We start from the raw sequence: 12,488 nt of genomic DNA, 5'->3' as shown, positions 1-12,488 counted from the left end.
AAAATCCAACTCACCCATTGGGTGACCCTCCCTTTTCGACGGAAACCCTCACCAGCACTCAGTTTGCAACAGATCTGGATCGTTCAACTGAGGAAAATAGGATGAAGACCAGAACCAGCGGGATCAGCGCCAGACCAAAAACGTTGCTCCAGCCGAAAGCGATCGCCAGGCTCGGAGCGATCAGCGCCGCGAGCGCCGTTCCCGAGTTGCCGGCGCCGGCGATCCCGAGTGCCGTTCCCTGATGCTCGGGCGGGTACCAGCGTGAAGCGAGCGGCAGCGCGACCGCGAAAGAAGCGCCGGCGACGCCGAGAAAAACGCCGAGGATCAGCGTCTGCTCGTAGCTGTGGATGCCGAAGTACCAGGCGAAGAACAGTGAAGCGATGACGATCATCTGGCCGATGGCGCCGGCCAGTTTCGGTTTCAGGTGGTCGACGAGAATGCCCATGAAGATCCGCAGGATGGCACCGGCGAGAACCGGAGTGGCGACCATCATCCCTTTCTGTGCGTGCGTCAGACCGAGATCCTTGGCGATCTGCACGCCCAGGGGTCCGAGCATGACCCAGACCATGAAGGCCAGGTCGAAATAGAGAAAAGCCGCCAGCAGAGTCGGCCGATGTCCCGCCTGCCAGAATGTCTTGTCCATGTTTTCATCCTTCCAGTTCAGATTTGCAGAAAAACCGTTCCGCTGTCGATACGGATGGGGTAGCGACGTGCGCAGCCTTCGTCGGGGGCCACCGCTTCACCCGTATCGAGGCGCAGTTTCCAGCCGTGCAGCGGGCAGGTCACCTGATTGCCATGTACGAGTCCCTGCGACAGCGGCCCGCCCTTGTGCGGGCACTGATCGCGCAGTGCAAACACCTCACCGCCCGAAGTGTGAAAGATGGCAATATTGCCGCTGGTCGAGCGCACCACGCGACTGCCCATGCGCGGGATGTCGTCAAGCTCACAGATCGATTTCCATTCAGCCATTTCTGTTCTCCAATCTTCATACCGAAAGCAGTTCATATTCGTTGTGCTCGACGCCGGCAACACGCTCGGCCCAGGGATCCTTGGCGTCCTTGAGCTCGGCCAGCAGGCGCCCGTACAGCGCCTTGCGGTTCTCTTCGTCCTCAACGACGCGCTGCTTGGCGTGGTCGAGGCCGACACGTTCAAGGTAATGGCAGGTTCGTTCGAGGTAGAAACCTTCTTCGCGGTAGAGCTGCAGGAAAGCGCCGGCGTACTCCAGCACGTCTTCATCACGCCTGACCTTGACGAAGAACTGCGCAACCTCGGTCTTGATCCCGCCGTTGCCGCCGACGTACAGTTCGTAACCCGAATCGACGCCGATCACGCCGACGTCCTTGATACCCGCCTCGGCACAGTTGCGCGGACAACCCGAAACTGCCAGCTTGACCTTGTGCGGTGCGTACATGTCGAACAGCATCTTCTCGAGCTTGACGCCCATGGCCATCGCCAGTTGCGTACCGAAGCGGCAGTGCTCCAGACCGACACAGGTCTTGACGGTACGAATCGATTTGCCGTAGGCGTGCCCCGAAGGCATGTCGAGATCCTTCCAGACGCTGATCAGGTCTTCCTTCCTGATCCCGAGCAGGTCGATGCGCTGGCCGCCGGTGACCTTGATCGTCGGCACTTGATACTTGTCGGCGACATCGGCGATGCGGCGCAACTCTGCCGCCGTGGTCAATCCTCCCCACATCCGTGGCACCACCGAAAAGGTGCCGTCCTTCTGGATATTCGCGTGCGCGCGTTCGTTGATCAGGCGTGAGCGCGGATCGTCCTTGACCTCTTTCGGCCAGGTCGAAATCAGGTAGTAGTTCAGCGCCGGACGGCACTTGTCGCAGCCGTCGGGCGTCTGCCATTCGAGGAAACGCATGACTGCGTCGATGCTCAGCAGGTGCTGCGCACGAATCGCGTCGCGCACTTCCTGGTGTGAGTAATCAGTACAGCCGCAGACCGCTTTGCGGTTCGAAGCCGCCGGCGTATAGGCTCCGCCGATCGTCGCCGAGAGGATCTGTTCGCAGAGGCCGGCACAGGAGCCACAGGACGATGCTGCCTTGGTGTGTTTCTTGATGTCGTCGAGCGTGAACAGCCCCTTTTCCTTGATCGCCTTGACGATGCTGCCCTTGCTGACGCCGTTGCAACCGCATACTTCGGCGCTATCGGCCATGGACGCCGCTTTGCTGTGGCCCTGATGGCCGACATCGCCGACATGTGACTGTCCGAACAGTAGATGATCGCGAATCTCATGGATGTCCTGGCCGTCGCGCAGCAACTGGAAGTACCAAGGACCATCGGCGGTGTCCCCATAGAGAACACCCCCAACCAGTTTGTTGTCCTTGATCACCAGTTTCTTGTAAACGCCACCGGCGGCATCATTGAGGACGATTTCCTCGCTATCGTGACCGCCAAAAAAGTCACCGGCCGAAAACAGGTCGATGCCGGTGACCTTGAGCTTGGTCGAAGTGACCGATCCGGTGTAGCGGCTGATCCCGTAATTGCCGAGATGGTTGGCTGCGACCTTGCCCTGCTCGAAAAGCGGTGCGACGAGTCCGTACGCGATTCCACGGTGTGCAACACATTCGCCGACGGCATAGACTTTCGGGTCGTAGGTCTGCATGGTGTCGTTGACCACGATACCGCGGTGGCAGTAGATGCCCGCCGATTCGGCCAGCGTCGTGTTCGGACGAATGCCTACCGCCATCACCACCAGGTCGGCAGGGATCTGCAGACCCTCCTTGAGGCGGATGGCGGCGACTCGCCCGCTCTCGCCGGCGATCAACATTTCGGTCTGTTTGCCCAGCAGGAACTTCAGGCCGCGATCTTCAAGAGATTTTTGCAGCATCCGGCCGGCGGTCTGGTCGAGCTGGCGTTCGAGCAGCCAGTCGGCGAGATGGACCACCGTCACGTCCATCCCGCGCAGCTTGAGTCCGTTGGCCGCTTCGAGACCGAGCAGGCCGCCACCGATCACTACCGCATGTCGGTAGCGGCGCGCGGCGTCGATCATCGCGTCGGTATCGCCGATGTCGCGATAGGAAATGACCCCCGGCAGATCATTGCCGGGCACCGGCAGGATGAACGGGTTTGAACCGGTCGCCAGCAGCAGCCGGTCATACGGTGCTTCGGTGCCGTCCTCGGCGATCACCCGGCGCAGCACGCGGTCGATCCTGCTCACTTTCTTGCCGAGGTGCAATTTGATGCCGTGCTTAGCGTACCAGTCGTGATCGTTGAGAATGATGTCCTGGATCGTCATTTCGCCGGCCAGCACCGGCGAGAGCAGAATGCGGTTGTAGTTGGGGTGCGGCTCGGCACCAAAGACAGTGATTTCGTACTGATCGGGGGCGATCTTCAGCAATTCCTCCAGCGTGCGTACGCCAGCCATCCCGTTGCCGACCATCACCAGATTTTTCTTGCCCATCTTCACGGCTCCCATTGTGGCGTCCTGATGGCCAACCAAAAGCAATAACCGTGCCCGCATTTTTTGCGATGATTTTTCATGGCTTTTGATATCCCTTGCGCCACCGCTGATGGTGCGATGCACAATTTCAGGGCATGCTGCTGCATTCTGGTGCGGTTGCCGGCATGCGGCATGGGCAACCGGTGGGCATGCGGGTTGGCAGGGTGTCGGCCACAACGTGCGCTTCTGGCTACCACTAAAAGACAACTTTTTCACGTCTGCACAGGACATATCCGGTTAAAATGTTTTTAGATTGACCGTATTGTCGGATATGCTGTCCGGCTTGCCGGCGCAGCCGGCAGCCATTGGGGAAACCGGGGGAGGGGGAATCAATGAGTCGAGTCTATGCCGCCGCAGTGCTGACGATGCTGGCGACGCTGCTGGCCGGCTGCGCCGCCAATCCGATGCGGCAATATGACGCCGAGCTCAAGGAAACCGTGAACCTGGTGAAAACCGGCGCCGTCAAGCAGGCGATCGAACAGGTCGAGAAGAACAACGCCGCCGGCCCGCTGACTCAGGACAAGGACATTCTCTACTACTTCGAAAAGGGCGAACTCCTCAGCCTCGACAAGGACTATGCCGGAAGTCGCGATACCTGGCTGAAGGCCGACGCCATCATTCAGCAATGGGAAGACGAATACCGTACCAATCCACAGAAGCTGTTCGGTGATATCGGTAGCTACCTGATCAGCGACAAGACGCGTCGCTACGACGGTCAGGACTACGAGAAGGTCATGCTGTCGGCGCTACTCACCCTCGATCATATCCTCCTCGGCAACGCCGATCTGGCGCGCATCGAAATGAAGAAGACCTACGAGCGCGAGCAGTTGATCAAGTCTTTCCGCGAGAAGGAATACGACAAGCTCAAGGAAGAGGGCGACAAGCTCAAGGTCGATAACGATCCGAAGCATCTCAAGGACTATCCGCTCGCCGAACTCGATACACCGGAAGTCCGCGATTTGAAGAACGGCTACCAGAATGCCTTCGCGCACTACCTTGCCGGCTACTTCTTCGAGGTCACCGGCGAACCTTCGCTGGCCGAGCCGGGCTACCGCAATGCGCTGCAACTTTCACCGAACAAGCTGCTCATCCAGGGCAACCTGAAAAACGTCGGCAAGCGCAAACCCGGGCCGCGCGAGTCGGACGTGCTCTTCGTCGTCGAATCGGGATTCGCACCGTCGTGGAAGTCGATCACCCTCCCGATTCCGGTGCCACGCAAGAATGGCCTGGTGGTCACGGCGCTTTCATTCCCGGTCCTCAAGGCGGAGAACCGCGGCTTCGTTCCCCCGGTATTGACGGTCGCCGGCCGCCAGTTGCCGGTCGAGACGCTGAGCAACCTCGATACCATGGCACGACGGCTGCTCAAGGATCAGATGCCGGCAATCATTCTGCGCACAGTGATCCGTGCTGCACTGAAAGCCGTCACCGAGGAGCAGGCGAACAAGGCGTCGCCGATCCTCGGTCTTGCGGTCGGCGTGGCTTCCGTGGCCACCGAGCAGGCCGACGACCGCAGTTGGCGAACGCTGCCCGAACGGATTTCGGTGGCGCGCGCGATCCTGCCACACGGTCGACAAACGGTCGAGTTCCAGACTGGTGCCGGCGCTTACCGCACCGAGGTCAACATCGGCAGCCGCTTCACCATCGTTCCCATCCGGCTCACCGGTGGTGCCGTCTATGTCGGGCAGCCGAACGTCGCCATCGAAAGCGCTCAGTCGACCAGTGGTACGCCCGATGCCCGTCCCCAGGTGCGTGGCGTTCGCGGGAAGCCGGCCAAGGCGGCGGCAACCCAGTAATCCTGCAGGAGATTCTCATGAGACGCCTCTTCCTTATTGCCATCAGCCTGATTTTCACTCTCGCTGCCACCGGCAACGCGCTGGCGGCGGCCGAACGACGCGTCGCGCTGGTGATTGGCAACAACGACTATCAGAACATCACCAAGCTGGAGAAGGCGGTCAACGATGCCAATTCCGTGGCCCGCGAACTCAAGAAGATCGGCTTTGAAGTGATGGCCTACAACAACGTCGGCCAGAAGAAGATGAACCTGGCGGTCAACGAGTTCGTGCAGAAGATCTCCGGCGGCGGGATCGGGATTTTTTTCTTCGCTGGACATGGCTTGCAGGTCAACAACCAGAACTTCCTGGTGCCGGTCGACATGGATTCCCCGCGCAGCGAAAACGACCTCGCCGACCAGGCAGTGAGCGTGCTGGCGATCCAGGACAAGATCGCCGACGCCAAGGCCAAGTTCACCCTGCTCGTTCTCGACGCCTGCCGCGACAATCCCCTGCCGAAGAAGTCCGGCACGCGCTCGATCGGCGCCACGCGTGGTTTGGCGCCGCCACAGGCGCCCAACGGTCAGGTCGTTCTCTATTCGGCGGGTGCCAACCAGCAGGCCCTCGACAAGCTGGGCGACAACGACAACAACCCGAACGGCCTGTTCACCCGCGAGTTCCTGCCATCGATCACGCAGCCGGGAATCAGCGCGACCGACGCGATGCGCAGGGTGCGCAGCACGGTCACCCAGAAAGCGAAGTCGGTCGGTCACGACCAGCAGCCGGCACTCTACGAACAGACCGACGGCGACTTCTATTTCGTCGCCGGTCCGGCAACGGCACCGACACCGGCTGGTAGTCCGACCACGGTGGTGCAGACGGTCGACCCGAAAGCGGTCGAACTGGCGTTCTGGGACAGCATCAAGAACAGCAACTCGCCGGAAGATTATAGCGATTACCTCAGCAAGTATCCGGACGGGCAATTTTCCGCACTTGCCAAGCGGCGCCTGGGCACCACCAACTCGACAGCAACCCGCGGCGGCGACTCCCCGGCTGCTGCACCAGCGCCGACCCAAGTGGCGCTCAGCCAGCCACGACCAGTACCAGAAACTGGGCCGAGCATCGCCAGCAAGATCGAGGAACTGGGCAAGATGGTTTCCCTCAAGGTGAGCGACCTGCGCGCCACCCGGCGTGACAACCTGCTGCGCATCCAGGTCGAGATCACCAACACCAGCTCCAGCAACCAGCAGCTCTACTATCGCTTCAAGTGGCTCGATCGCGATGGCTTCTCCGTCTGGGACGACGAGCCATGGAAACCGCTGCTGGTCTATGGTCAACAGAAGCAGCTGATCAATGTGGTCGGACCGACCTTCAAGGCGACCGATTTCCGACTAATCCTGCAAAGTCCGAATAACATCAGCAACTGAGTCGTGGTAGCTGGCAGCGGTGAGTGCTCCAGGCGCCCCCGATCATGAAAGTTCCTTACCCGGCCCTCTCCTGCTTAGAGGAGAGAGGCGCGATGCATGCGTCGCTGACGCGACTTGCACAGCAAGCCGGCGGGGTACCGCCCCCATTTCGCAACACGACCGCTCGCCGGTCGCCAACATCGCCATCAGGAGGTAACGCAATGCAAGGTCAATTCCAGCCCGAAATCCGCTTCACTCTGCTCGCCAGCACACTCGTGCTGGCCCTGGCCGGCTGTACGACGATTTCTTCACCGACAGTGGGTGGCGGCAATGTCAGCTACGGCGACGCCAAGGCTGTCGAAACGGTGACCACCGACCTCGGGTCGACCGACATCCAGATGATCTCGGAAAAAATGACGCAATCGCTGATTCAGCACCCGCTGATCCAGGATCTGATCCGCAAGCGCCAGTTACTGATGGCTTCGCCAGTGAAGAACAAGACCAGCGAATACTTTGACACCCGCCTGATCACCGACACCATCCTGACGCAGTTGCAGAAGAGCGGTGTCCGCTACGCCATTGAGGGCGAAGACATGCAGAACCAGGTCGATGAACTGCGCCGGCAGAACCAGAGCGGTCTCTACGACAAGAGCAAGTCGGTCAAGATGGGCAGGATGCAGGGCGCCAAATACCGTATCGACGGCAGCATCTCGTCGATCGTGAAGAAGAACGTAGACATCAAGGACGTTTACTACAAGATGAACCTGCGCCTGGTCGAAATCGAAACCGGCATTGTCGAATGGTCCGACGAGAAGGACATCCGCAAGTCAGCCAGACGCTAGTCGCTTACCCAGTCAAGGCCCCAGGAGAACCTGAGATGAATGTCATCAACCTTGCCCGTGCGAGCGTCTTCATGCTCATCGCGGCCAGCGGCCTCGCGCTCGCAGCTCCGCCGCCCAAGGTCGCCGTGACCGACCTCGCTTATGAGGAACGTGTCAGTGAGTATTTTCGCGTCGTTGCAGCTTCCGAGAAGTCATCGTTGCGTGCTTCCGGCCGCGAAAGTGAGCGTGAATCCGATTATGGCTATGCGCGGCGCAGCAGCGGTTCGCTGAACGCCAAGTCGGAGAAGAACTACTACGAAGCGGAAGGCACTTACAGCTACATCGATCGCGGCGAGTTACGCAAATTTACCGCAGACATCAAGGGCGAGATGCTCAAGTCAGGCCGCTTCCAGTTGGTGCAGGGCAAGCCTTTCACTGACAGCAAGCATATCGAAAGGCTGTACGACATCATCGCACGCGTCAAGCAGGGCATGTACCCAGGTGCCGACTATGTACTCTTCGGCTCGATCAACAGCCTGGAATTCCGCCAGGAAGCCAATCCGATCGACCACACCAACACCGTTTCGCATACGCTCAGCCTGGAACTGGTCGCTGAATTCAGCCTGATCAGCACGCGCGACTACAAGATCAAGGCGGCTTTCAGCGCGATGGGTACCGGCCAGGATGTCAAGCTGCTGACCAGTCGTGGCGGCCGCGTCGTTCTCAACCGGGGCAAGGTCGTTTCCGAAGTCTCGAAGAGCCTCGGTGAGGATGCCGCCCGTCAGCTCGACGAGCAATTGGGCGGCATCCGCAGCGACGATGTACGCGGCGAAGGCGGCTATCGAATGCGTGAAGAACAAAACCGCGAGGAAGTGATCATTTTCCGCTGAGCAGTCACTCCCGATGATTGTGCGTCATGCACTCCCCGTTGGCGCATCACGGGCCCGCAGAGCGCTTCTGTTGCAACAGACAGAAAGCCAGTGCGTTTTCATGTTCGGCAGAAAGTGTCTGGTCGGTACGGACGAAATGTAAGCGAAAGGCCTTTCGTGAAGCTTCCGGCGTCCTAGGATCATAGCCGATGGCGGTGAGTGCAAGCGCCAGATCGAAGCCGACCGGAGCGGGCGACAGCGGTGCCTCACACCACAGGCCAAAACCCTGCTCGGCCAGCCGTTGCCAGGGAAACCAGGCGCTCGGATCGTCCTTTCGGGTTGGTGCAACATCGGCGTGACCGATGAAATTGGCCCGAGGAATCTTGTAGCGCTTCCGGATATCCGCCAACAGGGCGAGCAAGGCTTCTATCTGGGCGTCCGCAAAGGGTTCGTGGCCATTGTTATCGAGTTCGATACCCAGCGACACCGAATTGATATCGGTGAAGCCACCCCACCACGATTGGCCGGCATGCCAGGCGCGAGCATTTTCCTCGACAAGCTGGAAGATCTCGCCGTCGCGGCCAATCAGATAGTGCGAACTCACCTTACGTTCAGGAGAGGTGAGCGTGTGCAGCGCCTGTTCAAGCGTCGGGTTGCCGGTGTGATGAATGATCACCAGATTTGGCCTGCGACCATCGAAGTTGGGCGATGCCTTCCAACCCGCCTTCATTGCCGTTTTCGGCAGCAGTGGCGAACAGGCAGCGAGGATGGTCGCCATCGCCGCTGCGAGGAGGCGAAGGAGCAGACGATGGCGGCTCAAAGCGGGTAGTCTGGTCTGAGTTGTCTGATCTTCATGGGGGGGTCATCTTCTCGGACGGGTTGAACGCAGAGGGAAGCGCGGCGTCAGCGGATGATACAACTTGTGATGGCCGATGCGGGGTCAGAAAGAACAGGAGATGCCCCATGGCTGCTGCGGTGTCGCCGACAAAACGTTCCAGCAAGCGATCCGTGACGGGCGGCGGCACGGTGCTCATCTGCCGGCTATAATGGCCCTGGGCGAAACAGGAACGACACAAGGGGGGCTATGCAGTGCTTGGTGATTCGCCACCGGGGCGCCGAATCGGGCGGCGCTTTCGAAGTTCAGCGCGTCGATGGCCGGGGCGCCAAGACGGCGCCGGCGGTGCCACTGGACGATCCGCTGTCGCGCGCGCTGCCGGATACCGCGGCCCGCCTCGGCGAAGAACTCGCCTGGTACCTCGAAAGCTACCTCGACTATCCCTACGGCCCCAACCAGAATCGCGCCGAGCGCGTGCAGGCGGCGCTGCAGTGCTGGGGCGAGGAAACCTTCGCGACCCTATTCGGCCAGGGTCAGGCGCGCGACCATTACCGCGATGCGACGCGCGACGGCCACGGCGAACTGCAACTGGCGATCGTCAGCGACACGCCGCGCGTCCTCTCCTGGCCGTGGGAAGCGCTGCGCGACCCGCAGGTCGGCGACCTCGCGCAGCACTGCCGCATCGAGCGCCAGCTCGACAGCGTCGCCGACCCGCCGCCGCTGCCCGCCGGCCTGTCGTCCGAGCGCGTCGGCATCCTGCTCGTCACCGCCCGGCCCTACGCGGACGACATCGCCTACCGCAGCATCTCGCGTCCGCTGGTGCAGCTCATTCACGAGGAAAACCTGCCGGCGGCGGTCAAGGTCCTGCGCCCGCCGACCTTCGACGCGTTGCGGCGCGAACTGCAGGCGCACCCCGGCGCCTACCACATCGTCCACTTCGACGGTCACGGCGGCTTCGGACAGGTCGGCGCCGGCGGGGCCGACAAGTTCAAGGGGCCGCAAGGCCAGCTCGTCTTCGAGAACGACGACGGCCGCGACGACCCGATCAGCGGCACGCAGTTGAGCCAACTGCTGCGCGAGCACCGCATCCCGATTGCCGTGCTCAACGCCTGCCAGTCGGCGATGCTCGACGAGCAGGCCGAAGACGCCTTCGCCTCGGTCGCCACGGCGCTGCTGCGCGCCGGCGTGCGCAGCGTCGTCGCCATGGGCTACGCGCTCTACGTCTCCGGCGCCAGGCAGTTCCTGCCGGCGTTCTACCGGCAGTTGTTCCACACCGGCGACGTCGCCGAGGCGACGCGCGGCGGCCGCCAGGCGATGCTCGCGCATCCGCAGCGCCGCGGCGAGCTGGCGCTGCAGGACTGGCTGGTGCCGGTGCTCTACCAGCAGGACCCGCTGCCGCTCGCGTTCGCCACGCCGGCGCGCCGTTCGACACCCAGCCCGGCGCCGGCCAGCGAGCTGCCGGAGGAAGCGCGCCTCGAAACCAGCCACACGCCGCACGGCGTCATCGGCCGCGACAGCGCTGTGCTGGCCCTCGAACGCGCCAGCCGCCGCGCGCCGGCCGGCCTGCTGCTGCACGGCCTCGGCGGCGTCGGCAAGACGACGCTGGCGCGCGGCTACCTCGACTGGCTGGCGCAGACACAAGGCCTGCCCGAACGCGTGATCTGGCAGAGCTTCGCCGACGTGCGCCGCTTCGATTCCGTGCGCAACGACCTCGTCGGAAGACTCTTCGGCACCGACGCGATGGCCCTGCCCGACGAGCGGAAGTGGCCGGCGCTGCTGCAGGTGCTGCGCAGCCAAGCGCTGCTCATCGTCTGGGACAACTTCGAGAGCGCCAGCGGCGCCGCCGACGCCGCGGTCGATGGTGCCCTGCCGGTCGACGAACGGCCAGCGCTCAAGCAGTTCCTAGAGCAGTTGCGCGGCAGCAAGACGAAGGTGCTGATCACCAGCCGCAGCGACGAAGCGTGGCTGGGAATGACGGCGTGCTACCGCATTGCGCTCGGCGGCCTGCACGGCGAAGAGCGCCAGGCGCTGGCGCAGGCGATCCTCGCCGACCAGGGACTGTGCCTCGACGCTGGCGACGCCGACACCGCCGAGCTGATCGACGCCCTCGCCGGCCACCCGCTGATGATGCGCGCCATCCTGCCGCGGCTCGCCGGAACCCCGGCGAAGCAACTGCGAAAGGATTTCGAGCAGTACGTGCCGCAGGCCGATAGCGACGACCCGGTCGAGCAGCGCCTGTACGCGACGCTGCGCTACGTCGAAGAGGGACTGCCCGCCGCGCTGCGGCCGCTGCTCCATCCGATCGGGCTGCACGCGGGCCATGTCCACGCGGACCTTCTGGCCGACATGGCCGGCGAAGCGCAACAGCCGTTCGGTGCCGGCGAGACGCGGCAGACGCTCGAGCGCCTCGAGGCCGCCGGGCTGCTGCGCGGGCTGGGCAACGCCGTCTACGAGATGCACCCGGCGCTCGAACGCTACGCCCGCCGCCACGGCGCGCGACTGCTCGCCGACGCCGCGCACGCGGCCGCTTGGGAGCGCGCGTTCGTGGAGATCCTGGCCCGCCTCGCCGATCACTACGCGCCCAAGGAGCTGCACGAGCAGCGCCTGGTTTTCAAGCTCTTCGGCGGCAGCTTCGAGCGGGCGCTCGCGCTCGCGCAGCGCGCCGGCGACCTCGAGAACTATGGATGGCTGCTGCAGGCGCTGGCCGCCCATGCGCTCAACCGGCGCGACCTGCCGCTGGCCGGCAAGCGCTTCGAGGCGTTCGCCCGCCACTGCGAGCAACAGGGTCGCGAGGATCTGGCCGCTGGCGCCTACCACCAGCTCGGCCTGGTGGCCCAGGAGCGGCGCGACTTCGCGGCGGCCGAGGACTGGTACCGCAAGTCGCTGGCGATCTTCGAGCGCGTAGGCGACGAGCACTACGCGGCGATCGCTCGCGGATCACTCGAACGTCTCGACGCACTTCGCCAAACCGGGAGTGGAGGCACTTCATGACTGAACTCGAAGCCAGAATCGACGCCCTCGGCAGCGAACAGGCGATCGCTTTGCTGCGACGTTTCGTTCGCGCGATGCCGCCGCCCGCCGCCACGCCAGGCTTCGCGCCAGCGCGGGTCGACGCGCTCTTCAAGACGCTGTCGGTGGCGGCCGACAGCGTCGACCTGCCCTCCGAAGGCGAACTCGCGCGATCGGCGCTGCGCGTCCTCGCGAGTGACGATCGCTTCCGCGACGCGCTCGCGGCGCTGCTGGTGCAGGTGGACTCGATGCACAGCTTCGCCCCCGGCGACAAGCGCCTGGAAACCACCGATGTGCTGGCCGTTCTGCAGACGCAACCGGCGCC

9 protein-coding genes and 1 pseudogene are annotated in these 12,488 nt (G+C 62.8%); 6 read left to right on the top strand and 4 right to left on the bottom strand.

Annotation, left to right across the window (positions count from 1 at the left end; genetic code table 11):
• Positions 1 to 94 precede the first annotated feature (94 nt).
• The 3 genes and pseudogenes from CAPSK01_RS18355 to nirB all read right to left on the bottom strand — a co-directional run.
• A pseudogene (locus CAPSK01_RS18355) lies at positions 95 to 643 on the bottom strand (MFS transporter); the annotation flags it as partial.
• Between the two features lie 17 nt (positions 644 to 660).
• The gene (nirD, locus tag CAPSK01_RS18350) at positions 661 to 969 is read right to left on the bottom strand and encodes a nitrite reductase small subunit NirD (protein WP_034930154.1); all 309 of its coding nucleotides are present in this window, start codon (positions 967 to 969) and stop codon (positions 661 to 663) included.
• A 16-nt stretch (positions 970 to 985) separates the two neighbouring features.
• The gene (gene nirB / locus CAPSK01_RS18345; RefSeq protein WP_034930397.1) at positions 986 to 3,415 is read right to left on the bottom strand and encodes a nitrite reductase large subunit NirB; all 2,430 of its coding nucleotides are present in this window, start codon (positions 3,413 to 3,415) and stop codon (positions 986 to 988) included.
• Positions 3,416 to 3,786: 371 nt separating this feature from the next.
• Here nirB and CAPSK01_RS18340 point away from each other — a divergent pair, with 371 nt between their 5' ends.
• From CAPSK01_RS18340 to CAPSK01_RS18325, 4 genes are all read left to right on the top strand, one after another.
• Entirely contained in the window at positions 3,787 to 5,247 is a 1,461-nt protein-coding gene (locus CAPSK01_RS18340) for a hypothetical protein (protein ID WP_273704038.1), read from the top strand.
• Between the two features lie 17 nt (positions 5,248 to 5,264).
• Positions 5,265 to 6,650: a DUF1425 domain-containing protein gene (locus CAPSK01_RS23925; protein WP_273704037.1), complete on the top strand. Its 1,386-nt coding sequence runs from the start codon at positions 5,265 to 5,267 to the stop codon at positions 6,648 to 6,650.
• 200 nt (positions 6,651 to 6,850) lie between these two features.
• The gene (lpoB, locus tag CAPSK01_RS18330; protein ID WP_034930151.1) at positions 6,851 to 7,471 is read left to right on the top strand and encodes a penicillin-binding protein activator LpoB; all 621 of its coding nucleotides are present in this window, start codon (positions 6,851 to 6,853) and stop codon (positions 7,469 to 7,471) included.
• Positions 7,472 to 7,506: 35 nt separating this feature from the next.
• Complete coding sequence (locus CAPSK01_RS18325; protein WP_273704036.1) at positions 7,507 to 8,340, top strand: penicillin-binding protein activator LpoB; 834 nt, start codon at positions 7,507 to 7,509, stop codon at positions 8,338 to 8,340.
• 46 nt (positions 8,341 to 8,386) lie between these two features.
• Here the strand turns inward: CAPSK01_RS18325 and CAPSK01_RS18320 are convergent, their stop codons facing one another.
• Positions 8,387 to 9,097: an N-acetylmuramoyl-L-alanine amidase gene (locus CAPSK01_RS18320; RefSeq protein WP_273704035.1), complete on the bottom strand. Its 711-nt coding sequence runs from the start codon at positions 9,095 to 9,097 to the stop codon at positions 8,387 to 8,389.
• 318 nt (positions 9,098 to 9,415) lie between these two features.
• Here CAPSK01_RS18320 and CAPSK01_RS18315 point away from each other — a divergent pair, with 318 nt between their 5' ends.
• Both CAPSK01_RS18315 and CAPSK01_RS18310 read left to right on the top strand, forming a co-directional pair.
• The gene (locus CAPSK01_RS18315; RefSeq protein WP_273704085.1) at positions 9,416 to 12,145 is read left to right on the top strand and encodes a CHAT domain-containing protein; all 2,730 of its coding nucleotides are present in this window, start codon (positions 9,416 to 9,418) and stop codon (positions 12,143 to 12,145) included.
• Positions 12,142 to 12,488, top strand: a 347-nt coding sequence (locus CAPSK01_RS18310) for a hypothetical protein (protein ID WP_034930142.1), incomplete at its 3' end; no start/stop codon positions are given. The genes CAPSK01_RS18315 and CAPSK01_RS18310, both read left to right, overlap by 4 nt.

Source organism: Candidatus Accumulibacter vicinus, from assembly GCF_000584955.1.
Lineage (GTDB): Bacteria > Pseudomonadota > Gammaproteobacteria > Burkholderiales > Rhodocyclaceae > Accumulibacter > Accumulibacter vicinus.
This window is presented reverse-complemented; position numbering and strand designations above follow the sequence as displayed.